Source organism: Streptomyces sp. H39-S7 (assembly GCF_027158205.1).
In the GTDB taxonomy this organism is placed as follows: domain Bacteria; phylum Actinomycetota; class Actinomycetes; order Streptomycetales; family Streptomycetaceae; genus Actinacidiphila.
The window spans coordinates 134,315-161,072 of sequence record NZ_JAPVLU010000010.1; the positions used below are offsets into that span (position 1 = coordinate 134,315).

21 protein-coding genes are annotated in these 26,758 nt (G+C 72.5%); 16 read left to right on the forward strand and 5 right to left on the reverse strand.

Annotation, left to right across the window (positions count from 1 at the left end):
• Positions 1–11 precede the first annotated feature (11 nt).
• Positions 12–743 carry a VC0807 family protein gene (locus O3X23_RS12055; protein ID WP_269271297.1) on the reverse strand — a complete coding sequence of 244 codons (732 nt, stop codon included), beginning with the start codon at positions 741–743 and terminating at the stop codon, positions 12–14.
• 131 nt (positions 744–874) lie between these two features.
• Positions 875–3,724 carry a lysylphosphatidylglycerol synthase transmembrane domain-containing protein gene (locus tag O3X23_RS12060; RefSeq protein WP_269271298.1) on the reverse strand — a complete coding sequence of 950 codons (2,850 nt, stop codon included), beginning with the start codon at positions 3,722–3,724 and terminating at the stop codon, positions 875–877.
• Between the two features lie 80 nt (positions 3,725–3,804).
• Here O3X23_RS12060 and O3X23_RS12065 point away from each other — a divergent pair, with 80 nt between their 5' ends.
• From O3X23_RS12065 to nudC, 7 genes are all read left to right on the forward strand, one after another.
• The gene (locus tag O3X23_RS12065) at positions 3,805–4,170 is read left to right on the forward strand and encodes an MGMT family protein (protein WP_331283904.1); all 366 of its coding nucleotides are present in this window, start codon (positions 3,805–3,807) and stop codon (positions 4,168–4,170) included.
• A gap of 339 nt (positions 4,171–4,509) precedes the next feature.
• Positions 4,510–7,947, forward strand: a complete 3,438-nt coding sequence (locus tag O3X23_RS12070) for an ATP-dependent helicase (protein WP_443047831.1) — start codon at positions 4,510–4,512, stop codon at positions 7,945–7,947.
• 167 nt (positions 7,948–8,114) lie between these two features.
• Positions 8,115–8,873, forward strand: a complete 759-nt coding sequence (locus O3X23_RS12075) for a hypothetical protein (RefSeq protein ID WP_269271300.1) — start codon at positions 8,115–8,117, stop codon at positions 8,871–8,873.
• Positions 8,874–8,959: 86 nt separating this feature from the next.
• Complete coding sequence (locus O3X23_RS12080; protein ID WP_269271301.1) at positions 8,960–9,766, forward strand: hypothetical protein; 807 nt, start codon at positions 8,960–8,962, stop codon at positions 9,764–9,766.
• A gap of 97 nt (positions 9,767–9,863) precedes the next feature.
• The gene (locus O3X23_RS12085) at positions 9,864–13,328 is read left to right on the forward strand and encodes a UvrD-helicase domain-containing protein (RefSeq protein ID WP_269271302.1); all 3,465 of its coding nucleotides are present in this window, start codon (positions 9,864–9,866) and stop codon (positions 13,326–13,328) included.
• A gap of 133 nt (positions 13,329–13,461) precedes the next feature.
• Positions 13,462–14,880, forward strand: a complete 1,419-nt coding sequence (locus O3X23_RS12090; RefSeq protein WP_269271303.1) for a M20/M25/M40 family metallo-hydrolase — start codon at positions 13,462–13,464, stop codon at positions 14,878–14,880.
• A 76-nt stretch (positions 14,881–14,956) separates the two neighbouring features.
• Positions 14,957–15,895 carry an NAD(+) diphosphatase gene (gene nudC / locus O3X23_RS12095; RefSeq protein WP_269271304.1) on the forward strand — a complete coding sequence of 313 codons (939 nt, stop codon included), beginning with the start codon at positions 14,957–14,959 and terminating at the stop codon, positions 15,893–15,895.
• A gap of 73 nt (positions 15,896–15,968) precedes the next feature.
• Here nudC and O3X23_RS12100 read toward each other — a convergent pair whose 3' ends face one another.
• Positions 15,969–16,211 (reverse strand): mycoredoxin, encoded by a 243-nt coding sequence (locus tag O3X23_RS12100; RefSeq protein WP_269271305.1) that lies wholly within the window; start codon positions 16,209–16,211, stop codon positions 15,969–15,971.
• Positions 16,212–16,385: 174 nt separating this feature from the next.
• Here O3X23_RS12100 and O3X23_RS12105 point away from each other — a divergent pair, with 174 nt between their 5' ends.
• The 5 genes from O3X23_RS12105 to O3X23_RS12125 all read left to right on the forward strand — a co-directional run bounded on the left by O3X23_RS12105 (position 16,386) and on the right by O3X23_RS12125 (position 20,200).
• Entirely contained in the window at positions 16,386–18,599 is a 2,214-nt protein-coding gene (locus O3X23_RS12105) for an ATP-dependent DNA helicase UvrD2 (RefSeq protein ID WP_269271306.1), read from the forward strand.
• Positions 18,600–18,732: 133 nt separating this feature from the next.
• Complete coding sequence (locus O3X23_RS12110) at positions 18,733–19,041, forward strand: hypothetical protein (RefSeq protein WP_269271307.1); 309 nt, start codon at positions 18,733–18,735, stop codon at positions 19,039–19,041.
• Positions 19,042–19,166: 125 nt separating this feature from the next.
• Positions 19,167–19,526, forward strand: a complete 360-nt coding sequence (locus tag O3X23_RS12115; RefSeq protein WP_269271308.1) for a WhiB family transcriptional regulator — start codon at positions 19,167–19,169, stop codon at positions 19,524–19,526.
• A gap of 62 nt (positions 19,527–19,588) precedes the next feature.
• On the forward strand, positions 19,589–19,852 hold the full coding sequence (locus tag O3X23_RS12120; protein ID WP_269271377.1) for a hypothetical protein: 264 nt from the start codon (positions 19,589–19,591) through the stop codon (positions 19,850–19,852).
• Positions 19,853–20,002: 150 nt separating this feature from the next.
• Entirely contained in the window at positions 20,003–20,200 is a 198-nt protein-coding gene (locus O3X23_RS12125; protein WP_138350955.1) for a hypothetical protein, read from the forward strand.
• A gap of 15 nt (positions 20,201–20,215) precedes the next feature.
• Here the strand turns inward: O3X23_RS12125 and O3X23_RS12130 are convergent, their stop codons facing one another.
• Positions 20,216–21,565, reverse strand: coding sequence for an ABC1 kinase family protein (locus O3X23_RS12130; RefSeq protein WP_269271309.1), 1,350 nt, complete (start codon positions 21,563–21,565; stop codon positions 20,216–20,218).
• 20 nt (positions 21,566–21,585) lie between these two features.
• A complete protein-coding gene (locus O3X23_RS12135; protein WP_269271310.1) occupies positions 21,586–22,761 on the reverse strand; it encodes a TOMM precursor leader peptide-binding protein in 1,176 nt (391 codons plus the stop codon).
• Between the two features lie 231 nt (positions 22,762–22,992).
• Here O3X23_RS12135 and O3X23_RS12140 point away from each other — a divergent pair, with 231 nt between their 5' ends.
• The 4 genes from O3X23_RS12140 (at position 22,993) to O3X23_RS12155 (ending at position 26,725) form a co-directional block, all read left to right on the forward strand.
• The gene (locus O3X23_RS12140) at positions 22,993–23,568 is read left to right on the forward strand and encodes a M48 metallopeptidase family protein (protein ID WP_269271311.1); all 576 of its coding nucleotides are present in this window, start codon (positions 22,993–22,995) and stop codon (positions 23,566–23,568) included.
• A 70-nt stretch (positions 23,569–23,638) separates the two neighbouring features.
• Positions 23,639–25,249, forward strand: a complete 1,611-nt coding sequence (locus O3X23_RS12145) for a TerD family protein (RefSeq protein ID WP_269271312.1) — start codon at positions 23,639–23,641, stop codon at positions 25,247–25,249.
• 6 nt (positions 25,250–25,255) lie between these two features.
• Entirely contained in the window at positions 25,256–25,939 is a 684-nt protein-coding gene (locus tag O3X23_RS12150) for an AIM24 family protein (protein ID WP_269271313.1), read from the forward strand.
• A gap of 15 nt (positions 25,940–25,954) precedes the next feature.
• Positions 25,955–26,725, forward strand: a complete 771-nt coding sequence (locus O3X23_RS12155; RefSeq protein WP_269271314.1) for an AIM24 family protein — start codon at positions 25,955–25,957, stop codon at positions 26,723–26,725.
• Positions 26,726–26,758: the final 33 nt, after the last annotated feature.

Here is a 26,758-nt window from a genome sequence, read left to right on the forward strand (position 1 = left end):
ACGTGCACGGATCACTCGGATTTCGGGCCGGCGGTGTCGGCCGGTGCCCCGGCCTCGTCCGCGATCATCCGCTCGATCGGGTTGGTGGCGACGCTGCCGATCACCGAAGCGAGGACGATGGAGCCGATCAGCAGGACGGTCGACAGCCAGACCATGGTGGAGACCGGGAGGACGAAGGCCAGCACGACCCGCGCGGCGCACTCGGTCAGCAGGCAGGCGCCCCAGATCGTGCTGAACAGCAGCTCCGCGCGGCGGAAGCGGGCGTCCACGGCGGACAGCCGGTCCCAGGCGCGGACGTTGGCGGGCCTGCCCTTCGTCATGAAGGGCTTCAGTCCCGCGGACATCAGCGGCTTTCCGGTGGCCGCCGCGGCCAGTACGGAGATGCCCACGACGCTGCTGAGGACCGAGTCCTTGACGATCATCAGGCGCGCGTCGCCGGTGACGAAGCTGAGGACGATGCCCACGAGGTTGACCACCAGGATGATGCCGGCCAGCCCGTTGAACGACCGGTCGCGCGCCGCCCCGACGACGGTGCGGAGGGCGGGGACGATGCTGCTCAGGATGAGCGACGGGACCAGGCCGACGCCGAAGCCGTCGCGCAGCAGGTAGTACGAACCGAGCGGTACGGCGATGTCGAGGACGAGCGGCTTCACCATCGTGACCAGCGGGCTCGGATCAGGGTCCGGCGCGACGGCCCCCGCGCTCCTCGGCCCGGCCTGCGTGTCCTGCTGCACCTGCGTCATCCCCGGGCTCCTCCGTCAGAACTTCCTGTGGGAGAGCTTCGCGCGGAGGGGGGCTCGCCCGGCAGAGCCGGATCTCCGGGCTTCCGCAGGACAAATGTCCCGGCGGGCCCGGCCCCTTGCGGCCCGGCCCCTTACAGATCGCCCCGGCGGCTGAGGTAGTTGAAGGAGAGCCAGCCCGGCAGGACCGGGAGCCAGAAGGTGAGGAGGCGGAAGAGCAGCACCGCGGGAGTGGCGATCGTGCCCGGGAGGCCGGCCGCGATCAGGCCACCGGTGAGGGCGAACTCGACCGCGCCGACACCGCCGGGGGTCGGCGCAGCGGAGCCCAGGGCGTTGCCCGCGAGGAAGACGACCGCGATCGTCGAGTAGCTGAGGCTGCCGCCGAAGGAGCGTACGCAGGCGTCGAGACAGATGATGAAGGTGACCGTGACCATCAGCGTGCCGCCGATGCCCGTCAGCAGCTTCGCCGGACGCTGCAGCACGTCGAGCATGCGCGGGATGACCCCCGCGAACAGCGCGCGCACCCGGGTGGAGACGAACTTGCGCAGGGTGGGGACCGCCGTCCCGACCAGCACCAGCACACCCGCGGTGAGGAGTCCGGCCATGACCGTGCGGGACGGTGACAGGGACGGCGTCTTCTCGGTGCCGGTGATGTAGCCGAACGTCAGCAGCAGCAGGATGTGCGAGCCGAGACCGACCAGCTGGGACGCGCCGACGCTCGCCACCGCGAGGCCCGGCCGTACGCCGGTCTTCTGCAGGTAGCGGGTGTTGAGGGCGACGCCGCCGACCGCCGCCGGGGCGACGAGCTTCACGAAGGAGCCGGCGATCTGCGCCATGACCGTCCTGAACAGCGACAGCCGTTCCGGGACGAAGCCGGCCAGCGCGCAGGCGGCCGCCACGTAACTGAGCGCCGAGCCGAGGACGGCGATCGCCGCCCAGCCCCAGTTCGCGCGGGAGATCGTGTCGGCGATCGGCACCGAGCTGATCTGGGAGAGCAGGAAGTAAGCGGCGAAGGCACCCGCGATGACGGTGACCAGCGTGCGGGGCTTGATCCGCTCCAGGCGGACCGGCTCCACGGGGGCCTGCGGCCGGATGAGCAGCACCTGCTGGCGGATCCTGGAGAGCAGATCCTCCTCGCGGGCCTCGTCCTGGGCCACTTCGATGGCGCGTTTCTCCGCCCGCTTCTCCGCCTTGGTCGAGCCGCGCGAGGGAGCGGCCTCGGCCGCCGAGACGCGCGCCTCCTTGTCGGCCGCCGACGCGGCGAGCACGGCGTCCCGCTCGCGCTGCGCCCGCTCGCGGTTCAGCTGCTTGAGCTCCGCGCGGGTGGAGCGGCTCAGTGCGATCGGCTGGAGCAGCGGCAGGGAGTTGGCGACGGCGTCGGGGCCGAGGACGGCGACGGCCGTCTTGACCGCCCGCTCCGGGCCGACGCGCAGCGCGACAGTGGTCAGCAACTGCGCGATGTCCATCCGCAGCACGATGTCGCCGGCCGCGATCTCACCGCCGCGCAGGTCCGTCAGAAAGACCTTGCCGGAACGATCCACCAGGAGGGATTCGCCGATCAGCCGCCGGTGCGCGATACGCCGTGACTGGAGCGCCTTGACCTGCTGCCAGGCGTTGGACAGCAGCTCGTAGGTGAGCTCGTCGTCCGGCAGCGCGTCCAGCCGGCGGCCGCCGATGTGCTCGTAGACGAGCATGACGGCGTCCGGGCCCAGTTCGGAGGTGGCGATCAGCTTCGGTGCGTTGGCCCCCGCGGCGATGGCGGCGTACGCGAGCAGCGCCTCCTGCTCCAGGGCCTGGCGCAGCGACTGCAGGCTGCGGCGCTGGTTGATACCGCGCAGCGAGATCCGGCGCCACACCCGGTAGAAGAAGCCGTGCGCCTGCTGCTCGCGGTCCACGACGGTGACGTCGAGCGGCGGCCCGTCCTCCAGCGTGACGAGGTAGCCGCGGCCGCGCTCGGAGTCGGGGGTCTCCGGGACCTCGTCGTCCGCGCGGCGGGTGGTCAGCGGTGCGAAGCCGACGCGGCGCAGGCCGGCGAGCAGGTTCTGGCCGGTCGGGCGGACGTTCGGTGAGCCGACCGAGTACAGGGTGCCGTAGGCGACGGTCCAGCCGATCAGCACCGTCACGACGATGGAGAACGGCGTCGTGTAGCCGCCGACCAGCACCGCGAAGGCGTCCAGCAGCAGCACGAACCACAGCAGCACGCGCCAGCGCGGTCGCCGGGCCATGCCGACGGCCGTCATGTACGCGATGACCGGCGCCAGGTAGCCGTGCACGGGGTCGGTGATCCCGCCGCCGCCCGGCGCGATCTGGGTCATCGCGGCCCTGATCGGGTCGGGTGCGGCGTTGGTCACCCACAGGTCGGTGGCGAGCGCCACGCCGTGGGCGAGGACGGCGGCGAGCACGCCGTCGGCGATCCGCAGCCCGTCCCGTTTGATCAGCCGCTCGATCGCGAAGGCGACCGGGACGATCAGTACGGCGATGCTCGCGGTGAGGCCGGCGAAGGTGCTCAGCGCGTCGGGCGCGTTGCGCGCGCCTTTCGCGATGTCCGCCTCGACACCGTTGGTGGTGGCATGGGCGAAACCGGCGATGGCCATGACGACGGCGATGCCGAGCAGGCCGAGCAGGAACCGCATGAGGTCGGCGGGGCGGTGCACGCGGGCCGCGAGCAGCGGCTCGTCGCTGGAGACGTCTTCGCTGTGGACAACCTCTGACTCGGCGGCTCCGGCGGACGCCTTGGCGGCCGCGGATGCTCCGGCGGCTCCGGCCGCTCCGGTGGCTTCGTCGGCTTCACGAGCCTTGGCCGTTTCGGGGTCTACGGGGCCTTCGGGGTCTACGGAGTCTTCTGCGGCCTTGGTCCGTTCGGCGTCGCCGTCGACTTCCGGTGTCCCTCCGTCGGGCGACGGCACGCCGACGGCGCGTCCGGCCGAAGCGGCCGCCGCGTCCTGGTCGTGCTGTCCCGCTGCCTCGTCCTGCTCGCTTATCACCTGTCACCCCGCCGACGATGGTGGCATGAGCGGTCCGGGGATGCGCGCTGAACCCCCCGTTGTCGGTGGTCTGAGGCAGGATGGCTCGGATGAGTGAGCGGACAGACGAGGAGGCCGCGCCCTCCGAATACGCGGAGCGGGTGCTCGAAACCGCCGAGGCCATCCCGCCCGGCCGCGTGATGACGTACGGGGACGTCGCCGAGTGGCTCGACGAGGGAGGGCCGCGGCAGGTCGGCCGCATCATGGCGCTGTACGGGGGCGCCGTGCCGTGGTGGCGCGTGGTGCGTTCCGACGGCCTGCTGCTGCCCGGCCATGAGCTGCGGGCGCTGGCGCACTACCGGGAGGAGGGCACGCCGCTGCGGGAGGCGGCACGCTCCGCCGAGGGCCATGTGCCGCGCGTCGACATGCGGCGGGCCAGGTGGGACGGCGCGCCCGCCGGAAAGTGACGACCGGATGCTCACGCTTCCCAGCTTCGGCCATGGCGGCCCGGAACATGCGGTGGGGCGTCCGTACGGAGTACGTGAACATCTACGCGGATGAGGTGGGCGGGCATGCGGTCGAGTACGTGACCGACTCCACGCCCGAACACGGGTGGGACTGGCTGCGGCCCGTGTGCCGGAGGGCGTAGCGTCGACAGCCGGCCGCACCGGCCGCACCGGCGCCACCGTCCGGAGCAGCGGACAGCCGCGGCGCCCGGGCAACCCGCTCCCCTCGGAGCACGCGGAACACCCGTTCGACACGAAGCACCCGAGCCACCCACAGCACCGACGGAACCGGCGAACCACGTGACCTCCTCCTCCCTCCGACCGGCGCACCGCGCGCCGCACCGGGGGATCGACACGGGCACCGGCGCCTACCGTCTGCTGCGGACCCCGCCCGAGCGGACCGCGCCTCCTGTTCTGGACGCGTCACAGCGCGCGGTGGTTGAGCACCGGTCGGGACCGCTGCTGGTCCTCGCGGGACCGGGCACCGGCAAGACCACGACCCTCGTCGAGGCGGTCGCCGAACGGGTACGGCTCGGTACCGCCCCCGAGCGGATCCTCGTCCTGACGTTCAGCCGCAAGGCGGCCGTCGAGCTCCGGGACCGGATGGCCGCCCGCATGGGGGGCACGGCCACCGCGCAGGCGACGACGTTCCACTCCTTCTGCTACGCCCTGCTCCGCGCGCACCAGGACCCCGAACTCTTCGCCGACCCGCTGCGGCTGCTGTCCGGGCCCGAGCAGGACGTCGTCGTCCGTGAGCTGCTGACGGGACAGACCGCGCTGGAGAAGGACGGGCGCGGCCGGATCCGCTGGCCCGACGACCTGCGGGCCGCGCGCACCACCCGCGGCTTCGCGGACGAGGTGCGCGCCGTGCTCGCGCGCAGCCGGGAGCTGGGCCTGGGGCCGGCGGCGCTGCAGGACTTCGCCCGGCGGATCGGCCGCCCGGACTGGTCGGCGGCGGCGTCCTTCCTCGCCGAGTACCTGGACGTGCTCGACCTCCAGGGCGTCCTGGACTACGCGGAGCTCCTGCACCGGGCGGTGCTGCTCGCCGAGCGCCCGGAGGTCTTCGAAGCCCTGGCCGGGCAGTACGACGCGGTCTTCGTCGACGAGTACCAGGACACCGATCCGGCGCAGGTCCGGCTGCTGCGCGCGCTGGCCGGCCAGGGCCGCACCCTCGTCGCCTTCGGTGACCCGGACCAGTCGATCTACGCCTTCCGAGGTGCCGACGTGAACGGCATCCTCGAATTCCCCGACGCCTTTCCGCGCCGTGACGGACGTCCCGCCCCCGTGCACGTCCTCACCGTCTCGCGCCGCGCCGGGGCGGCCCTGCTGGACGCCACCCGCCTCGTCACCCGCCGGATGTCGCTGCCGCGGCTGCCGTCCGCGGCCGTCCGCGCCCACCGCGAGCTGGCGGCGGTCCGGGACGGCGGCACGGTCGCCGTCCGCACGTACCCGTTGGCGGGCGCCGAGCTCGAAGGCATCGCCGACACGCTGCGCCGCGCCCATCTGGAGGACGGCGTCCCGTGGCGCGACATGGCCGTCCTGGTCCGCGCGGGCGCGCGCTCCATCCCGGGGCTGCGACGGGCGCTGACCTCCGCCGGTGTCCCCGTCGAGATAGACGGTGACGACCTGCCCCTCCGGCACGAACCCGCCGTCGCCCCGCTCCTGCTCGCGCTGCGCGTCGCCGCCGCGGGCGCGCAGGAGGGCCCCGTCGTGCCCGCGCAGACCCGGTCCGGCGAACTGGAGGAGCCGACGGAGTCGGACGAACCCCCGGAGGCCGGAGACGGCGAGGCCCCGGAGCCCGACGCGCCCGACCCCGGCTCCGACCCCGACCCCGACCCCGGTTCCGTGAGCGTCGAGGACGCGATCACGCTGCTGACGTCACCTCTCGGCGGCATGGACGCCGCCGACCTGCGCCGCCTCGGGCGGGCCCTGCGGGAGGAGGAGCGGGCCGCGGGCCGCACCGTGCCACGGCCCTCCGATCTGCTGATCGCGGAGGCGCTGGGGGAGCCGGAGCGACTGGTGGCGCACGACCCGGCGTACGCGCGCGGCGCGCAGCGGCTCGGGCTGCTGCTGCGCAAGGCGCGGGAGCTCTTGGCGGGCGGCGGCACCGCGGAGCAGGCGCTGTGGGAGCTGTGGGACGGATCGACGTGGCCGCAGCGGCTGGAACGGTCGGCGACGCGCGGCGGAACGGCCGGGCGGAACGCGGACCGGGACCTGGACGCCGTGTGCGCGCTGTTCGAGACGGCGGCGCGCGCCGAGGAGCGGACCGGCGGCCGCGGCGCGCTGAACTTCCTGGAGGAGCTGGACGCGCAGGACATCGCCGCCGACACGCTGAGCCGCCGGGCCGTCCGTACCGACGCCGTACGCCTGATGACCGCGCACCGGTCCAAGGGCCTGGAGTGGCGGCTGGTGGTGGTCGCAGGGGTGCAGGAGGGCCTCTGGCCCGACCTGCGCCGCCGGGGTTCGCTGCTCGAGGCCGACCGGATCGGCCGCGACGGACTCGCGGAACCGCTCACCCCGGCCGCGCTGCTGGCCGAGGAGCGGCGGCTGTTCTACGTCGCGGCGACCCGCGCCAAGGAGCGGCTGGTCGTCACCGCGGTCAAGGCGGCGGCCGACGACGGCGACCAGCCGTCCCGCTTCCTGACCGAGCTCGGCGTCGAGCCGCAGGACGTCACCCATCGCGCGCGCCGTCCGCTGGCCGTCTCCGCGCTCGTCGCGGAGCTGCGCGCGACCACCGTCGACCCGGCCGCGTCCCCGGCGCTGCGCGAGGCCGCCGCGCTGCGGCTGGCCCGGCTCGCCTCGCTGAACGACGCCGGGCACGCGCTCGTACCGTCCGCGCACCCCGACCGCTGGTGGGGCCTGTACGAGCCGACGCGCTCGACGGTTCCGCTGCGCGACCGCGACCAGCCGGTGGCGCTGTCGGGCAGCGCGCTGGACCAGCTCGCCAACACCTGCTCGCTGCAGTGGTTCCTCGGCCGAGAGGTGAAGGCGGAGCCGCCGTCGACCGCCGCGCAGGGCTTCGGCAACGTCGTGCACGTGCTGGCCGACGAGGTCGCCTCGGGACGGACCCCCGCCGACCTGGACGTGCTGATGGCCCGGCTGGACTCGGTCTGGGACGCCCTGGCCTTCGACGCGCCCTGGAAGTCCCTCCAGGAGAAACGGAACGCGCGGGACGCGCTGGAGCGCTTCCTGCACTGGCACGTGATGGAGCGCGGCCGCACCTCCGTCGCCACGGAGCACGGCTTCGACGTCGTCCTCGAAGCCGGCGAGGTGCAGGTCCGGATCCGCGGCAGCATGGACCGGGTCGAGACCGACGCGGACGGCAACGCCTACGTCGTCGACTTCAAGACCGGCAAGTCCAAGCCGACGGCGAAGGAGGTCGAGCGCCACCCGCAGCTCGCCGTCTACCAGCTCGCGGTCCGCGAGGGCGCGGTCGACGAACTCTTCGGCGGCGAGCGCCCGCTGCCGGGCGGCGCCGAACTCGTGCAACTGCGCCTCGGCGCGGCGAAGAAGGACGGCGGCGACACCGTGCCGGCCGTCCAGCGCCAGCAACCCCTCGCGGGGAAGCGGGAGGGGAGCGGTGAAGAAGGGGAGTGGGTGGTGGAGGACCTGCTGGCCGGTGCGGCCGGCCGCGTCCTGGACGAACGCTTCACCCCCGCCACCGGCCAGCACTGCACGCACTGCGCGTTCCGCGCGGCGTGCAGCGCCCAGCCGGAGGGCCGGCACGTCGTGGAGTAGCCCGCTCCGCGAGCGGTGACGTGACCCGTGTCTCCTTCGTGCAACCCTTCCCGCCGTTCGGGCGTCAGTTCGGTACAGGGGCATCTGCGGTGGGGTGGGTGTGCGGGGACGCGGGTTGAGGGAATGTGGCCGTCGTGGCGTTGAGGCGCAGAGTTGTCGCAGTCGTAGTGGCCGGCGTCACGGCCGTGGGGGCGCTGGCCGGCTGCCAGGGGACAGCGGACCGCGGCAGAACGGTCCACGCGGCGTCGAAGTCGGCGAACGCGGCCCCGGCCGCGTCGGACGGCTCGCTGGACGGGCTGACGGCGCCGGAGATCTCCCGCCGGCTGTGGGACACGATGAACGGCGTCAACTCCATGACCATGGGGATGTCCGGGGTTCTCCAGGGCAGGCAGGTACAGGTGAAGATCGCGGCGACCCGGAGCGGCGCGTGCGCGGCCGCGGTCCGGTTGAACGGCGGGGCGATGCAGGTCATCAGAACCGCCGACAAGGTTTCCTACATCAAGGGCGATGCCGCGTACTGGACGTCCCTGGGCGCCAGGGGCAAAACCCTCGGGGGGCTCGCGGCCGACCGGTGGATCAGGTTCCCCGGCACCTCGGCCCCCGGCAAGCGGCTGTCCCGGAGCTGCGATGTGGCGAACGTGGTCAAGACCCTGCAACTGGAGCACGACTCGGCCACGGCGGGTGCCCGTGCGACGGTCGACGGCAAGTCGGTGGTCACCATCAAGAAGAAGGACCGGTCGGGGGCCATCACCTACTACGTGGCCGCGCAGGGCCCCTCGTACCTGCTGAAGCTCACGGACCAGACCGGGCTGACCATGACCTTCGGATCCTTCGACAAGCCGGTCAACGTCGCGGCCCCGCCCGCGAACCGGACGATCGACATCAGCCGGCTCGGTGGGGACGACGGGCTGGGCCTCGACGCCTGAGCGTTCCGGCCCGGGGCAAACCCGTTGCGTCCGCATGTTTATCTTGTGCTTATCAGTGTGGTGCGTGTGGGTGGAGGGGAAATCCGGTGGCAGTACAGCGGAACGTCGTGGCGGCTTCAGTGGTCTGCGCGGCCCTGGCGGGCGTACTGACCGGCTGCGGGGGTGACAAGTCCGACGACGCGGTGATCGGGTCCAAGTTGCGGCCGACCGCCTCGGCGAGCACCACGGCGGCCACGGGACTCGACGCACTGACCGCGCAGCAGGTCTCGGACAAGGCCGAAGCGGCGCTCAAAGCCCTCACCTCGGTGCGGGTGGACGCCGTGGGGATGGACGACGGCAAACCCATGCAGATCAAGACGGCCATGTCCAAGGGTGGCGAGTGCGCCGGCGCGATGAGCCAGGACAAGATGGCGATGCAGTTCATCAGCACGCACCACACCACGTACGTCAAGGCCGACGACAGCTTCTGGCGCAAGTCCGGTGGCAAGGACGGCAGCGCGATGGTCGAGCTGCTGCACGGCAAGTGGATGAAGGTGGCGGGCGACGCCTCCGCGGACGAGGACCTGCAGAGCTTCTGCGATCTGGACTCGTTCGCCGACGAGATGTCGTCGGACAACGACGACGGCCCCTTCACCAAGGGCGCGCCGACCACGGTCGACGGGCAGCCGGTCGTCACGATCATCCAGAAGAAGACCGGCAGCGCGGAGACGACGACGATCTACGTGGCGGCGCAGGGTGAGCCGTACCCGTTGAAGATCGTCGAGGCGGGTGGCGACGAGCCGGGCCACGTCACGTTCACCGACTTCAACAAGCCGGTCAGGGCGGTGGCCCCGCCGGCCTCCCAGACGGTGGACATCAGCAAGTTCACGGGCGGCGGCAACAAGAACGTCTGACGGTCGCCCGAGCACGCCCCGCCGGGTCGACCCCGGCGGCAGGCGTGCCCGCCCGGGTGGCCGTCGGTTGTCGGTGGGGCCGGATAGCCTCACTGGGGTGGCAGCACGCATCACGGATCCCGAGCAGCTCAAGGCGCTCCTCGGCATCCCTTTCACCCCGGAGCAGATGGAGTGCGTCACCGCACCCCTCGCGCCGAACGTGATCGTGGCCGGGGCCGGCTCCGGCAAGACGACGGTGATGGCCGCCCGCGTCGTCTGGCTGGTGGGGACGGGGCAGGTCGCCCCCGAGGAAGTGCTCGGCCTGACGTTCACCAACAAGGCCGCGGGGGAGCTCGCCGAGCGGGTCCGCAGGGCGCTCGTCCAGGCCGGGATCACCGATCCGGATCCGGTCGGCCCGCCCGGTGCCGGGGAGGGGGAGGGCGCGACCGGTGAGCCGCAGATCTCCACGTACCACGCGTTCGCCGGCCAGCTGCTCAAGGAACACGGGCTGCGCATCGGTCTCGAGCCCACCGCCCGGCTGCTCGCCGACGCCACCCGCTACCAGCTCGCCGCGAAGGTGCTGCGGGCCGCGCCGGGCCCGTACCCGGCACTGACCAAGAGCCTGCCCTCGCTGGTCAGCGACCTGCTGGCGCTGGAGGGCGAGCTCAACGAGCACCTCGTTCCGCCGGACCGGCTGCTCGCCCACGACGCCGGCTGGCTCGACGCCCTGGCCCCCGTCAAGCTCACCAACGCGGACCTGCGCAAGCTGCCGGAGACCGCGCGGGCCCGCCAGGACCTCACCGGGCTCGCTGCCGCCTACCGCGAGCAGAAGCAGCGCCGCGACCTGCTGGACTTCGGCGACCAGATCGCCCTGTCGGCGACGGTGGCCCGCACCCGTCCGGAGGTCGGCTCGATCCTGCGCGAGCAGTACAAGGTGGTGCTGCTCGACGAGTACCAGGACACCTCCGTCGCCCAGCGGCTGCTGCTCGCCGGGCTGTTCGGCGGCGAGGGCACCGGTCATCCGGTCACCGCCGTCGGCGACCCGTGCCAGGCGATCTACGGCTGGCGCGGCGCCTCTGTCGCCAACCTCGACGACTTCCCCGCCCACTTCCCGAACGCGGACGGATCGCCCGCCCGCCGGTTCTCGCTCAGTGAGAACCGCCGCAGCGGCGGCCGCCTCCTGGACCTCGCCAACGGCCTCGCCACCGAGCTGCGCGCCCGGCACGAAGGCGTCGAGGCGCTGCGCCCCGCCCCCGGCGCCGAGCGCGACGGGCTGGTGCGCTGCGCGCTGCTGTCCAGCCAGGCCGAGGAGATCGAGTGGCTGGCCGACTCCCTCGCCCACCTGGTGCGCACCGGCACCGAGCCCGGCGAGATCGCCGTCCTGTGCCGGACGACGGGCCACTTCGCCGACATCCACGCCGCGCTGGTCGCCCGCGACATCCCCGTCGAGGTCGTGGGCCTGTCCGGGCTGCTCCACCTGCCCGAGGTTGCCGACCTCGTCGCCGTCTGCGAGGTGCTGCACGACCCGACGGCGAACGCGTCGCTGGTCCGGCTGCTCACCGGCCCCCGCTGGCGCATCGGCGCCCGGGACCTGGCGCTGCTCGGTCGCCGGGCCCGCGTCCTCGTCCGGTTCGGAGCCGGCGGCGCGGAGGACGACCCGGAGCGGCGGCTGGCGGCGGCCGTCGAAGGGGTCGATCCCGCCGAGGTGGTCTCGCTCGCCGACGCCCTGGAGACGTTCCTGGACGGCGACCCGGGCGACGAGCTGCCGTTCTCGCCCGAGGCGCGGGTCCGGTTCGCCCGGCTGGCGGCCGAAATACGGGATCTGCGGCGCGCGCTGGCCGACCCGCTGATGGACGTCCTGCACCGGGTGCTCGCGGTCACCGGCCTGGAGGTCGAGCTGTCCGCGTCCCCGCACGCGCTGGCGGCCCGCCGCAAGGAGACGCTCAACGCCTTCCTGGACATAGCGGCCAACTTCGCCTCCCTCGACGGCGAGGCGACCCTCCTCGCCTTCCTCGGCTTCCTGCGCACCGCCGCCCAGTACGAGAAGGGCCTGGACAGTTCGCTCCCCGGCGGCGAGAACACGGTGAAGGTGCTCACCGCGCACAAGTCCAAGGGCCTGGAGTGGGACGTCGTGGCCGTCCCGGGACTGGTGAAGAAGGGCTTTCCGAACGAGCGCGGGCGCGAGCTGTGGACCGCCAACGCCAAGGTGCTGCCGCACCCGCTGCGTGGCGACGCGGCGACCCTCCCCGACGTCGACGCATGGTCGAAGGCGGGCCTCGACCGGTTCCGGGACGCGATGAAGGAGCACAACCGGATAGAGGAGCTCCGCCTCGGCTACGTCACCTTCACCCGCCCCCGCTCCCTGCTGCTCGGTTCCGGCTACTGGTGGGGGCCCACCCAGAAGACCCCGTACGGCCCGTCCGCCTTCCTGGACGCGCTGCGCGTGCACTGCGAGGCGGGCCACGGCGAGATCGAGCACTGGACCGAGCCGCCCGCGGAGGACGCCGTCAATCCGGCGCTGGAGACCTCCGTCGAGCACGCCTGGCCGCTCCCGCTCGACGCCGCCGCCCTCGACCGCCGGCGCCAGGCGGCCAGGACGGTGCTCGCGTATCTGGACGCGCCGCAGGAGCACGCGTTCGCCGACGCGCACGCCGAGGCGGATTTCCCGGAGGCCGAGGACGAGCCCGGGTGGGCGGACGGGGAGGAGTGGGAGGACGCCGACTGGGACGAGCTCTCGGCGGAGCGTCCCGAAGGCCACGGGCATCCCGCCGACCCCGAAGCGGACGTCGACGCGGACCCCGAGCGTCCCGTCGACCCCGGCCACCCGCCCGCCGAGGTCACCACCGCGGGCGCAGCCCCCGCACGGGCGCGCCTGCTCCCCGAGGAGTCCCGCCTCGTCGCCTCCTGGGACCGCGACCTCGACGCGCTCGCCGGGGAGTTGCGGCGCGCCCGCGCGACCGTCCGGGACGTGCCGGTGCCGCCCGTCCTCACCGCGTCGCAGCTGATGCGGCTGGCCGCCGACCCGGACGGGTTCGCCCGCGCGCTCGCCCGCCCCATGCCGCGCCCCCCGCAGCCCGCGGCGCGCCGGGGAACCCGCTTCCACGCCTGGGTCGAGTCCCGCTTCGACGAGCGGCCGCTCTTCGCCCCCGAGGACCTGCCCGGGGTCGAGGGCGGGGACGAGATCGACGACGAGCGGGACCTCGCCGCCCTCAAGGAGGCGTTCCTCGGCACCCCGTACGCCGACCGCACGCCCCACCGCGTCGAGGCGCCCTTCCAGTTGGCGCTGGCCGGCCGCATGATCCGCGGCCGTATCGACGCCGTCTACCGCACCGCGGGTACGGCGGGCGACGATCCCGGCGAGGGCGTCACCTACGAGATCGTCGACTGGAAGACCAGCCGCTCCCGGTCCGGCGACCCGCTCCAGCTGGCCCTCTACCGCCTCGCCTGGGCCGAGCAGCACCAGGTTCCCCTGCACCGGGTAACCGCGGCGTTCCTCTACGTCCGGACCGGTGAGGTCGTCAGGCCCGCGTCCCTGCCGGACCGCGCCGCCCTGGAGCGGCTGCTGCTCGACGAGCCCGGCTGAGCGCCCCGGGCCGCCACGTCTCCGGCCCATCCGGCGGCCGCGTCCCCCGCCGCGTCCGTCCGCCACGGGCGGCGGAACCTCCGGCCGTCACCTCCGGCCGGAGGTGTCCGGCGCGCCGGTTAGGCTCGACGTCATGAGTACCGCCCCGGACAGCGCCGTCCACGCCTACATCGACGCCCACCGCTCCGCGTTCCTCGCCGACCTCGTCGAGTGGCTGCGGATCCCGTCCGTCTCGGCGGATCCCGCCCGGGCGGACGACGTGCTGGGCAGTGCGCGCTGGCTGGCGGCGAAGCTGGCGGAGACCGGCTTCCCGACCGCCGAGGTCTGGGAGAGCGACGGTCTGCCGGCGGTCTTCGCGGAGTGGCCGTCCGGCGACCCGCAGGCGCCGACCGTGCTGGTCTACGGCCACCATGACGTGCAGCCCGCCGCCCGCGAGGACGGCTGGGCCACCGACCCGTTCGAGCCGCACACCGCCGACGGCCGGATCTACGCGAGGGGCGCGGCCGACGACAAGGGCCAGGTCCTCTTCCACACGCTGGGCCTGCGCGCCCACCTCGCCGCGACCGGCAGGACCGCGCCCGCCGTCAACCTCAAGCTGCTGATCGAGGGTGAGGAGGAGTCCGGCTCGCCGAACTTCCTCGCGCTGATCGAGCGGCGTGCCGACCGGCTGGCCTGCGACGCGGTGATCGTCTCCGACACCGGGATGTGGTCGGAGGACACCCCGACCGTCTGCACCGGCATGCGCGGCCTGGCCGACTGCCAGGTCGATCTGTACGGGCCCGACCAGGACATCCACTCGGGTTCGTTCGGCGGCGCGGTGCCCAACCCCGCCACCGAGGCCGCCCGGCTGGTCGCCGCGCTGCACGACGACGACCGGCGGGTGGCGATCCCGGGGTTCTACGACGGGGTCGTCGAGCTGACCGACCGCGAGCGGAAGCTCTTCGCGGCGCTGCCGTTCGACGAGTCGCGGTGGCTGCGGACCGCCAGGTCCCACGGAGCGCTCGGCGAAGCCGGCCACACGACCCTGGAACGCATCTGGGCCCGGCCGACCGCCGAGGTCAACGGCATCCACGGCGGCTACCAGGGCCCCGGCGGCAAGACCATCGTCCCGGCCTCCGCGCACCTGAAGCTGTCCTTCCGGCTGGTCGCGGGACAGGACGCCGGCGCCGTGCAGCAGCTCGTCACCGACTGGGTCGCCGCCCGGCTCCCGGAGGGCATCCGCCACGAGGTCACGTTCTGGGGCACCACCCGCCCCTGCCTGACCCCGCTGGACCACCCGGCGCTGCAGTCGGTCGTCCGCTCGATGGGCCGGGCCTTCCAGCAGGAGATCCTCTTCACCCGCGAGGGCGGTTCGGGACCCGCCGCCGATCTGCAGGACGTACTGGGTGTGCCGGTGCTGTTCCTGGGAATCTCCGTACCGTCCGACGGCTGGCACTCGGTGAACGAGAAGGTCGAGCTCGACCTGCTGTTCAAGGGTGTGGAGACCGCCGCCTACCTGTGGGGCGACCTCGCCGAGAACTGGCGCCCCGCCTCCGCCGAGGTCACCGGGTGACGCCGGCGCGCCCTACCGACACCAGTCACTGACAACGACAACCGCGCTACCGCGTACCTCACGTACGCACGGGGAGATGGAAGCAGCCTTGTCCGAGATCGACCTGTCCACCCAGCCGCTGGCCCTCGCCCAGGCGGGCGTGGACCGCGCCGCCCACCACCGGCTCGACGAGGCCTGGCTGGCCGCCGCCTGGAGCCATCCCACCACCCGTGTCTTCGTGGTCTCCGGCGGCCAGGTGCTGGTCGAGGAGAAGGACGGCCGCACCGAGCTGGTCATGGTCCCGGCCTTCGACGCGCCCGAGACCGAGACCCACCGCTACTTCCTCGGCATCGGCGAGGACGGCATCCGGTACTTCGCGCTGCAGAAGGACGCGCTGCCGGGCCGGATGGACGACGTGGCGCGGGCGGCCGGGCTGCGCGAGGTGGCCGGGCTGCTCTCTCCGCTGGAGGCGGGCCTGATGGTGCACGCCGTCGCGCTGGAGAACTGGCAGCGGGCGCACCGCTTCTGCTCCCGCTGCGGTGAGCGCACGGTCATCGCCGCGGCCGGCCACATCAGGCGCTGCCAGGCGTGCGGCGCCGAGCACTACCCGCGCACCGACCCGGCCGTGATCATGCTGGTGACGGACGACCAGGACCGTGCGCTGCTCGGCCGCCAGGCGCACTGGCCGGAAGGGCGCTTCTCGACGCTGGCGGGGTTCGTGGAGCCGGGTGAGTCGCTGGAGCAGGCCGTGGTGCGTGAGACGGCGGAGGAGGCGGGGGTGGCGGTCGGCGACGTGACATATGTCGCGAGCCAGCCGTGGCCGTTCCCGTCGAGCCTGATGCTCGGGTTCATGGCCCGAGCCACCTCGCCGGACATCCAGGTCGACGGCGAGGAGATCCACGAGGCCCGCTGGTTCTCCCGCGAGGACCTGCGCAAGGGCATCGAGTCCGGGGAGATCCTGCCGCCGGGCGGCATCTCGATCGCCGCCCGCCTGATGGAGCTCTGGTACGGCGGCCCGTTCCCGGCGGCCGGCTGAGAGGGCGCCGGGGCGGACAGCACTCCGCCGGGGCGCGGTCGCGCCCCGGCGGATGCGGGTGGGATCAGCCGCGTCAGACGCCGAGCTTCTGCTTGACCTGCGCCAGCGACGGGTTCGGGAGCGCGGATCCGTCCGGGAACAGGACGGTGGGGACCAGCTGGTTGCCGTTGTTGACCTTCTCGACGAACGCCGCGGACTCCGGGTCGTTCTCGATGTTGATCTCCGTGTAGCCGATGCCCTCGCGGTCCATCTGGCTCTTGAGCCGACGGCAGTAGCCGCACCAGGTGGTGCTGTACATCGTCACAGTGCCCGACATGGGTGTCCGCTCCTCACAAGCAGGTGGAATCGTCGATCGCTCAACGCCTACCCCGCTCCGGACATTCCTGCGGCCCCTGCCGCCACCGGTTTCCCACCGTCCGCGGTCGGACCATCACACCTCGGCTGTGGATAACTTTCCCGACCGCCTCCGAGGACCTGGCAGCATGGCGGGGTGACCGCACCAACGCACACCTCGCTCTTCCCGGCAGTCCCGGACTCTCCCGACGCCGTGCTCGACGGGCTCGACCCCGAACAGCGCGAGGTCGCGACCGCGCTGAACGGGCCGGTCTGCGTGCTCGCCGGGGCCGGCACGGGCAAGACCCGGGCGATCACGCACCGGATCGCCTACGGGGTGCGGGCGGGGATACTGCAGCCCGGCAGCGTGCTCGCGGTCACCTTCACCGCCCGCGCGGCGGGCGAGATGCGCGGACGGCTGCGCCAGCTCGGCGCGGGCGGCGTCCAGGCGCGTACGTTCCACTCCGCCGCGCTGCGCCAGCTCCAGTACTTCTGGCCGCGCGCCATCGGCGGCGAGATGCCGCGGCTCGTCGAGCGCAAGGTCCAGCTCGTCGCGGAGGCCGGCGCCCGCTGCCGGATCCGGCTGGACCGCAACGAGTTGCGGGACGTGACGGGCGAGATCGAGTGGTGCAAGGTCACCCAGACCGTTCCCGAGGACTACCCGGCGGCCGCCGCCAAGTCCGGCCGCGAGGTCCCCCGGGACCCGGCCGAGATCGCCAAGATCTACACGGCGTACGAGCAGCTCAAGCGGGACCGCGGCGTCATCGACTTCGAGGACGTGCTGCTGCTCACCGTGGGCGTCCTCCAGGAGCGCCCGGATGTCGCGGACACCATCCGCTCCCAGTACCAGCACTTCGTCGTCGACGAGTACCAGGACGTCAGCCCGCTCCAGCAGCGGCTGCTGGACCTGTGGCTCGGCGGCCGGGACAACATCTGCGTCGTCGGCGACGCCTCGCAGACCATCTACTCCTTCACCGGCGCCACCCCCGAGTACCTGCTCGGCTTCCGCTCCCGGCACCCGGAAGCCACCGTCGTGAAGCTCGTCCGCGACTACCGCTCCACCCCGCAGGTGGTGCAGCTGGCCAACGGACTGCTCTCCCAGGCCAAGGGCCAGGCGGCCCAGCACCGGCTGGAACTGATCTCGCAGCGCGAGCCGGGCCCCGAGCCCGGCTACACCGAGTACGTGGACGAGCCCACCGAGGCCGAGGGCGCCGCCCGCCGGATCAAGGAGCTCATCGCCGGCGGCGTGCGGCCCAGCGAGATCGCCATCCTGTACCGCATCAACGCCCAGTCCGAGGTCTACGAACAGGCCCTCGCCGACGCCGGGGTGCCGTACCAGCTGCGCGGCGCGGAGCGGTTCTTCGACCGTCCCGAGGTCCGCGAGGCCGGGCTGCTGCTGCGCGGCGCCGCCCGTGCCGGGGCCGGGTCCGATCCGGGGATGGCCGGCACGGAAGTGCCCGACCACGTCAGGGCCGTCCTCAGCTCCCGTGGCTGGACGGCCGAGGCCCCCGCGGGATCGGGCGCGGTCCGGGACCGCTGGGAGTCGCTGGCCGCGCTGGTCCGGCTCGCCGACGACTTCGCGCTGGCCCGCCCCGAGGCCACCTTGTCGGACCTCGTCGCGGAACTGGACGAGCGGGCGAGCGCCCAGCACGCCCCGACGGTCGAGGGCGTGACGCTCGCCTCCCTGCACGCCGCCAAGGGCCTGGAGTGGGACGCGGTGTTCCTCGTCGGCCTGACCGAGGGCATGATGCCGATCACCTACGCCAAGACCGACGAGCAGGTCGAGGAGGAGCGCCGGCTGCTGTACGTCGGCGTCACCCGCGCCCGGCTCCACCTCTTCCTGTCCTGGGCGCTCTCCCGCTCGCCGGGCGGGCGCGCCACCCGCAAGCCCTCCCGCTTCCTGGACGGCCTGCGGCCCGGTTCCGCGACGCGCGGCACCGGCAGCCGCTTCGCGGCCGCTGGCGGCGGCATCGAGCGCGGAGCGGCCGCGGCCGCCGCGGCCAAGCGCAAGCGCGGCCCGGTGCGCTGCCGGGTCTGCGGCCGCACCCTGTCCGAGGCCGGCGAGATCAAGCTGATGCGGTGCGAGGACTGCCCGTCGGACCTGGACGAGGGGCTGTACGAGCGGCTGCGCGACTGGCGCTCGGAGCAGGCCAGGGAGCTGGGCCAGCCCGCGTACTGCGTCTTCACCGACAAGACCCTGCTGGCCATCGCCGAGGTCCGGCCCGACGGGGCGGCCGCCCTCTCCGCGATCGCCGGGGTCGGCAGCCGAAAGCTGGACAAGTACGGCGCCGAGGTCCTGGCGCTGTGCACCGGCGGAGAACCGGCCGGTGCACCCGGTGACGAAGCTGTTGCAGAAGAACCCGAAAAATAGTTTGCGCCCGGTGAGGAAGTCCCCATAGCCTTCCGGAGCACGGTCACTGCGGCTCTTCCAAGAGCCGGGGAGATCGTGATGTACTGAGTAAGCACGACAAGCCCTACGAGACGCCGAGAGGAGGCGAAGACCCGTGACCAGCATCGTCAAGAACGTGAAACTGACCGATCGTCCGGTCGTCATCGCCACCTGCACGCTCGGCGCCCCGCTGCCCGGCACCGGTATGTCCGGAGCCCCGGCTCTGCGTCTGGCTTCCCTCGCCGAACTCTCGATCCGTGAGCGCAGCGAGCGAGCGACCAAGGCACCGGCAGTAGTGGAGACGAAGGCCCCGGCCTATGTCTTTACGCCCGGCGGTGCCGGTCACAGCACAAATGGACAGAAGCAGCAGCACCTCTCGATGTGGGCCTTCCGCGGGCTCGAACCCTGGAGCGATCCAGTCTGATCGACGATCAGACCGGCACCTTCCAGGGCCGCGGAATCCCAGACCGGGATCCGCGGCCCTTTTGTTTTCTCCAGCCGAACAACCGGCCCACCGGCCGGACAAGACAGACGAGGAACACCACGACCGTGCATGCCACCCCGCACGCCCCGTCCGTATCGCCCACAGACCAGCTCACCCCGCCCGCGGTCCACTCGGAGGTCCCGTTGCTGCCCCTGACCGAGCTCGATGACGAAATCGAGCGCCTCGGTGTACCCGTCCCCTGCCGGACCTACGACCCGGAGGTCTTCTTCGCGGAGTCCCCGGCCGATGTCGAGTACGCCAAGACGCTGTGCCAGACCTGTCCCGTCCGCGAGGCCTGCCTCGCCGGTGCGAAGGACCGCCGTGAGCCCTGGGGCGTCTGGGGTGGAGAGCTCTTCATCCAGGGCGTCGTCGTAGCCCGCAAGCGTCCCCGTGGCCGTCCGCGCAAGAACGCAGTAGCGGTGTGAACACCAGCACCGTAGGAACCGTCGACCGACCCGTGACGCACGACCCGAAGAAGCAGGTCCCCATGAACCCCTCCACAGAAGTGGCGCCGCCCGCCACCGAAGCTTCCCGCCACACTTCCGGCGCCTACAGCGCCCGCCAGAACAGGAACCTCGAAATGCAACTCATGCCAGAAGCCTTGGCACGTGCCCATATGCAACAACGCCTCTACGAGGCGGAGCACGAACGGCAGGCCCTTCGACTGGTGTCGGCACGCCGACTGCAGCGCCGGGCCGAACGCGTCTCGCTGCGCGCCCGCCGCGCGCTGGCGATGGCCGTCATGCAGTAACCAGCGGTAGCCACGCTCCAACGGCCGCGTACCAGCGGCCGGGTAACACCACTCCGTGCCACAGCGAACACCGCGGGGCCGGTCCGAAAGGACCGGCCCCGCGGTGCGTTACGGCGGATTATCGGGCACTCGGAGAGGTATCGTCGCCAAGTGGACCAGAAGACTCAGCACAACCGGGTCGGAACTGCCCAGACAACGACGTGCGCGCGCTGCGGTGCCGTCGAGGAGGGTCTGCCGATCACCTGGACCTGCTCCGTGGAGAACAGCCGGCGCGTCTATTTCTGTGACCGGTGCGGCCGGGAGAACCTCCGCAGTATCGAAGGCCGTCTCGACTCCTCGTGGTGGTAGCGGACCGCAGGACGGTTACGCCGACTCCGCCGCCCCACCGGCGTCGAAGCCCGGCAGCCACTCCAGCAGTTCGTCACGCAGCCGCACCGTCGCGCCCAGCTGGCACAGGACGCCGATGGTGCTCAACGTCACGCGGTGGATCAGCAGGTACGACGGCGGCAGGTTCAGCTGCTTGCCCAACTGATGGGCGGGCGAGCGCGGATCGGCGATCCGTGCCGCCTGGGCGCGCATCCAGCTGCGGACGAAGGTGAACTCCTCGGATCCGGCCGGCTCGATGATCGGCCGCAGATAGTCCAGCACCGCGTCCGGGTGCAGCTTGATCGTCGGCCGGACGAACCCCTCCTGGCGCAGCATCGCGTGCACCGAGTCGGCGTCGCCCTCCAGCGCCAGCCGCAGCGCGGTGCCGATCGGCAGCGGCAGCCCGTCGGGCAGCCGGTCCACCGTCCCGAAGTCCAGCACGCCCAGCCGCCAGCCCTCGGCGGGGCCGTCGTCCACCAGCAGCCGGAAGTTTCCCGGGTGCGGGTCGGCGTGCAGCAGCCCGGTACGCGCCGGGCCCGCGAACAGGAAGCGCGCCAGCAGCTGGCCGGCCCGGTCCCGCTGCTCCGGGGTGCCCTTGGCGATCACCTCGGCCATGGGCACGCCGTCCATCCACTCGGTGACCAGGACCTGGTCGGCCTGGTGCACCACCCCGGGCACCGAGACGTCGGGGTCGCCGGCGAACTCCGTGGCGTGGGCCTGCTGGGCCTGCGCCTCCAGCTCGTAGTCCAGCTCCTCCGAGACCCGGTCGCGCATCTCGGCGATGAGCGGTTTGATGTCCATCCCGGGGATCATCGGGCCGAACAGCCGGGCCACCCGGCCCAGTTGGGCCAGGTCGGAGAGGAGGGCGGCTCCGGCGCCCGGGTACTGCACCTTCACCGCCACCGTCCGGCCGTCGTGCCAGACCGCGCGGTGCACCTGGCCGATCGAGGCCGCGGCGGCCGGGCTCTCGTTGAATTCGGTGAAGAGCTCCCGCCAGTCCGCGCCGAGCCGCTGGGCGAGCACCTTGCGCACGGTGCTCGCGGGCATCGGTGGCGCGGAGTCCTGCAGTTTGGTGAGGGCGGCCCGGTACGGACCGGCCACGTCCTCGGGCAGCGCGGCCTCGAACACCGACAGCGCCTGGCCGAATTTCATGGCCCCGCCCTTGAGCTCGCCGAGCACCTTGAACAGCTGCTCGGCCGTGGCCTCCTGCAATTCGCTCGCGACGACCTCGGCGGGACGACCGCCCAGCCGCTTGCCCAGCCCGAGTGTGGCGCGGCCCGCGAACCCCAGGGGGAGCGCGGCCAGTTTCGCGGTGCGAGTCACCGCCTTACGAGGAAGATCAGACATGCGCTCCTCTTTCCCGTCGGTCACGTGGCCATTGTGCCTCTCCGCACTCGCGGCGCGGCGGGCAGCACGGCCCTTGCGTCGCTTCCCGCGCCGCAGCCGCATCTGATGTCACCAGGCACCGGTCGTACTTCCATGGACAGCCGGGCCAGCGCGATCTCCACCCGGGCCCCGGAACTCGGGGGAGTGCCGCCGTCCAGGAAGGCCAGCGCATGGGCGGCGGCAAGCCCCGCGACGACCGTCGCCAGGGCGATGTCGCAGGCCGGGACGCCCGGCGCCCGCCCGGATCTGAGCTGGGCGAGCATCCGCGGCCAGGCCGGATCCCGGTCCGCCAGCCGCAGCGCGAGGCAGCCCGCACAGCCGGTGCGGCCCGGAACGACGAGCGGACCCACCACTCCCATGCCCTCGACGACGCCCGCATAAAGGTGCGGGATGCCCGCTGTGAGCAATCGCTCACTCTCCCCGGGCTCCGGGGCGTAGGCCGCCAGCCCGTCGCGCGGGGCCACCACGACCAGCGAGAGCCGCGGATCCTCCGGCTCCCGCCCGGGTCCGTGCCCGGACACCGGCCCGCGCCCGGCCCGGGGGCCCCGCCGCCCGAGCGCCGCCGCGCGCGGATCGGGCGCGGCCCGGCGCACCGCCCCGCGGGCGGCCGCGTCCCGCCGCTCGCCGATGTGCTCGGCCGGGATCCCCGCCGGGCTCACGTCCCACGGATCCACCCGGCCGCAGTCCAGCACCTCGACCCGGCCGACGCCGGCGGCCGACAGCAGCGCGGCCACGGCCGCCCCGACCCGGCCCGCGCCGCGGACCCGCACCCGCGCCGCCCGCCGGTCCCGCATCCGGCCGGCCGCGCCGCCGGCGCCCGCGTGCACGACGGAGAGCGCCGCGAGGTCGGGCCGCAGCCGGTCGATGGCCGCCGTCCGGTGCCGGACCGCCTCGGAGAGCCGGGCATGTGCCGCCGCGTCGTCCAGCACGCCGCCCTCGGCGAGCAGCCCCAGCAGCTGCCGCACCTGCTGCGCCCCCAGTCCCAGCGCCTCGGCGTCCCGGGTCAGCAGGGCCGCGCCGCGGGTGCCGTCCAGCAGGTCCAGGAATCCTGCCGCCGCGCCGTCGACCCGGTCGAGGACGACCGCGTGGGCCGGATCAATTCCGAACTGGACGCTCTCGCGGTCGCGCCAACTGCGCCGCATCGCGGTTTTGAGCATGGGACGCATGGCCACCCCCGGTGGACGCGCGCGAATCCATTCAAGATCCGCGTCAGTTCCGCATCGTTGTAATGCCGTGGTCACAGAATGCAGGGGAACGCCGACGGTGACGAAAAGTTATCCACAGGTTGTGGGGGATAGTCGTTCAATATGCGCACGAAGCGAGGGGATTCCCACGCCAACCGGCCTGGGGACGGGACTTCCCGGACCCCCACCCGGTAACGTCGGAGCGTGTCCGCCGACCCAGCGCATGACCTCTCCAGCCAGCAGTCCCTCACCTCCCGGACGGATGAGGTCGAAGTGCGCCGCAGCGCCCGAAGGCGCCGGACGGTCTCGGCCTACCGCGAGGGAGACCGCACCGTGGTCCTCATTCCGGCCCGGATGTCGGTCGCCGAGGAGCAACGCTGGGTGACGGTGATGCTCGAGAAACTCGCGGCGCAGGAGAGCAAACGGATCCTCGGCGACGGCGAGCTGTCCACTCGCGCCGCCCAGCTCTCCGAGCAGTACCTGGGCGCCCGTGCCGAACCGGACTCCGTCCGCTGGGTCACCAACCAGAACTCCCGCTGGGGATCCTGCACCCCCTCCGAGGGCAGCATCCGCCTCTCGCACCGGCTGCAGGGCATGCCCGAGTACGTCATCGACTACGTTCTGCTCCACGAACTCGCGCACCTGCTGGTCCCGGGCCACGGCCCGAGCTTCTGGAAGCTGCTGGAGTCGTATCCGCGGACCGAACGGGCCCGCGGTTACCTGGAGGGCGTGGTGGCGGCCGGCCGGTTGCCGCAGCTTCCGACCGTCCGCGAGGAATAGCCGCTGTCGGGGTCAGGGGCTAGCCTGTCGCAACGCACATGTATTTACGGGATGGGGGACGGTCGTTCGTATGGCCAGGGAATTCCAACGTGGCCACAAGGCCAAGATCAGTGATCTCACGGCGGGGACGGATCTGTACATCGGTGTGCAGATCGCCGGGCCCGGCCTGTCGTTCGACATCAGCTGCTTCGGGCTCGACGAGAAGGAGCAGCTGTCCGACGACAGTTACTTCATCTTCTTCAACCAGCCCAAGTCGCCCGAGGAATCCATCCAGCAGCTGGGCGCGCAGGCGGGGGACAGCGAGTCCTTCCGCGTGACGCTCGACCGGATTCCCCCGAAGATCCGCAAGCTCTCCTTCACCGCGACCATCGACGGCAACGGCCAGATGTCGCAGGTGGGCCCGGGTTACCTCCGGATCGTCGCCGGTGGTGAGGAGGTCGCGCGCTACAGCTTCACCGGCGCCGAGTTCAGCACCGAGCGCGCGGTGATGCTCGCCGACGTCTACCTCAAGGACGTCTGGCGCTTCGCCGCCGTCGGCCAGGGCTTCGACGGCGGGCTGGACGCGCTGCTGCGCAACTTCGGCGGCGAGGTCGCCGACGAAGCGCCGGCCGCCGCACCGCCGCAGCAGGGCGGAGCCCCCGGCTTCGCGCCGCCGCCCGGCGGCGCCGCGCCCGCCCCGTCCTTCGGTGCGCCGCCCGGCCCGCCGCAGCCCGCGCCCGCGTTCGGCGCTCCGCAGCCGGCCGCCGCGCAGGGGTTCACACCGCCCCCGGGCAACCCGTCGATACACCAGCAGCAGACCATGATCGCGCCGCTGGCGACCCCGCCGCAGGCTCCCGGCCAGCCGCAGTTCGGCCAGGTACCGCCGCCCGGACCACCCCCGGGCCAGCAGTTCGGCCAGCCCCCCGGCCCGCCGCAGTACGGGCAGCCGCAGTTCGGCCAGCCGCCGGGCCAGCCGCAGTTCGGCCAGGTGCCCGGCCAGCCCGCCGGGTACGGCCAGCCGCAGGCGGGCGCGCCGGCGGGCGGGATCTCCGGTGCCCTGCAGAAGTTCCGCGAGATGCCCACCGGCCAGCGGTGGACGCAGCAGAACAACAAGATGATGCGGGCCGACCTCTCGCAGGCCGGCGGCCAGCCGGTGCTCGCCCGCCAGGGCAGCATGGTGCTCTACCAGGGCAAGGTCGAATACAGCTACAAGGGCGCCGGGTTCGCCGGCCGCATCGTCGGCGGCGCCACCGGCCAGGAGATGCAGCTGATGCGCTGCTCCGGCCAGGGCCAGGTCTTCTTCGCGGAGAACGGCGCCCACCTGCACCCGATCGAACTCCAGGGCGACGCCATCTGCGTCTCCTCGGAGAACGTGCTCGCCTTCGACGAGAGCCTGCAGTACGAGGTGCGCAGGATCGAGGGCCACGGCATCCCCGGCGGCGCGCTCTTCACGATGCAGTTCCAGGGCACCGGAACGATCATCGTCAAGACCCACGGCACCCCCGTGGTGCTGCCGGTCACCCCGACCACGTACGCGGACTGCAACGCGATCGTCGCCTGGTCGGCGGCGTCCCAGGTGATCATCTCCAGCCAGGTCCGGCTGCGCAGGAACGCCTACCCCGGCCACAGCGGAGAGACCGTGAACCTCCAGTTCCGCGGCGCTCCCGGCAACTTCATCGTCGTCCAGCCCTACGAGGTGTGACCCGCAATGGACCAGCAGATGATCGCGGGCTACGCACCGACCCCGGTGACCGCCCGGATGGACACCCACGGCTCGGCGATGCTCAAGGTCGCCATGCAGACCGGCCAGGACCTGTTCGCCCGCACCGGCTCGATGGTCGCCTACGAGGGCTTCGTCCAGTACGAGCCCAACCCGCCCGCCGTCCGGCAGATGGCCTCGCAGTGGCTCACCGGTGAGGGCGCGCCGCTGATGAAGTGCACCGGCGACGGCCTGCTCTACCTGGCCGACTACGGCGCCGACGTGGTGTGCGTCAACCTCAACAACGAGTCCCTGTCGGTCAACGGCACCAACCTGCTCGCCTTCGACGCGCACCTCCAGTGGGGCGTCGAGCGGGTCAAGGGGCTCGCCAAGTTCGCCGGCCAGGGCCTGTTCAACGTGGGGGTGAAGGGCACCGGCTGGGTCGCCATCACCTCCCGCGGCACACCGATCGTCGTCGACTGCGGAAGCGGCGCCGACGAGACCTACGTCGACCCGGACGCACTCGTGGCCTGGTCGTCGGGACTCAAGATGAAGGCCAAGCGCAGCTTCAAGGCGTCCTCCCTGATCGGGCGGGGCAGCGGCGAGGCGTTCCAGATCGCGTTCTCCGGCCAGGGCTTCGTCGTCGTACAGCCCAGCGAGGACAGCACAGACCGCCTCCGGGCACGGGGCTGAGGGGGAGCGACCGATATGCAGAGCCCACTTTTCGCGAACACCGAGGTCCAGTCGAACGACCTCTACGCACTCCAGAACCCGTACCTGTTGCGGGTGAAGCTGGAGGGCAACTCCGGCCGTGACTGCCTCGCCCGCAAGGGCGCGATGGTCGCCTACCAGGGCATGATCGAATTCGACGGCGAGTTCCAGTCGCGCAACCAGCGCGGTGCGCGCATGGCCACCGGCGAGGGCCTGGACCTGATGCGCTGCTCCGGGCAGGGCACGGTGTACCTCGCCAACCTGGCCCAGCACATCCACGTCGTGGACGTCGACCATGACGGCCTCACCGTGGACAGCGCCTACGTGCTCGCCCTCGACTCCGGGCTGCACTGGGACGTGATCGCCGTGGACAGCCAGTTCGGCCTGTCCGGCACCGGCGCCTACAACCTGAACATCTCGGGCCAGGGCAAGGTCGCGCTGATGACCTCGGGCAAGCCGCTGCTGATGCCGGTCACCCCGGACAAGTACGTCTCCTGCGACGCCGACGCGGTGGTCGCCTGGTCGTCCTCGCTGCGGGTCCAGATGCAGGCGCAGACCAGCAGCTCCTCGGTCTACCGCCGGCGCGGCAACACCGGAGAGGGCTGGGAGCTCAACTTCGTGGGCCAGGGATACGTCCTGGTGCAGCCCAGCGAGCTGATGCCGCCGCAGAACGCGCAGATCGGCCAGGGCGTGCGCGCTCAGTTCGGGGTGGGCCAGCAGGGCGCCCACGCCCAGAACCAGGGCAACATCTGGACCAACAACCGCTGAGCCGGTCACCGGTACGGGCCGTGCCCGCGCGTC

Excerpts from the sequence above, each read along its gene's own strand:
- O3X23_RS12090 (WP_269271303.1), top strand. The coding sequence starts at position 13,462 with ATGAGTACCGCCCCGGACAGCGCCGTCCACGCCTACATCGACGCCCAC.
- O3X23_RS12145 (WP_269271312.1), top strand. The coding sequence starts at position 23,639 with ATGGCCAGGGAATTCCAACGTGGCCACAAGGCCAAGATCAGTGATCTC.
- O3X23_RS12130 (WP_269271309.1), bottom strand. The coding sequence starts at position 21,565 with ATGTCTGATCTTCCTCGTAAGGCGGTGACTCGCACCGCGAAACTGGCC.
- nudC (WP_269271304.1), top strand. The coding sequence starts at position 14,957 with ATGGAAGCAGCCTTGTCCGAGATCGACCTGTCCACCCAGCCGCTGGCC.
- O3X23_RS12100 (WP_269271305.1), bottom strand. The coding sequence starts at position 16,211 with ATGTCGGGCACTGTGACGATGTACAGCACCACCTGGTGCGGCTACTGC.
- O3X23_RS12055 (WP_269271297.1), bottom strand. The coding sequence starts at position 743 with ATGACGCAGGTGCAGCAGGACACGCAGGCCGGGCCGAGGAGCGCGGGG.
- O3X23_RS12120 (WP_269271377.1), top strand. The coding sequence starts at position 19,589 with ATGAACCCCTCCACAGAAGTGGCGCCGCCCGCCACCGAAGCTTCCCGC.
- O3X23_RS12150 (WP_269271313.1), top strand. The coding sequence starts at position 25,256 with ATGGACCAGCAGATGATCGCGGGCTACGCACCGACCCCGGTGACCGCC.
- O3X23_RS12065 (WP_331283904.1), top strand. The coding sequence starts at position 3,805 with ATGGCTCGGATGAGTGAGCGGACAGACGAGGAGGCCGCGCCCTCCGAA.
- O3X23_RS12135 (WP_269271310.1), bottom strand. The coding sequence starts at position 22,761 with ATGCTCAAAACCGCGATGCGGCGCAGTTGGCGCGACCGCGAGAGCGTC.
- O3X23_RS12155 (WP_269271314.1), top strand. The coding sequence starts at position 25,955 with ATGCAGAGCCCACTTTTCGCGAACACCGAGGTCCAGTCGAACGACCTC.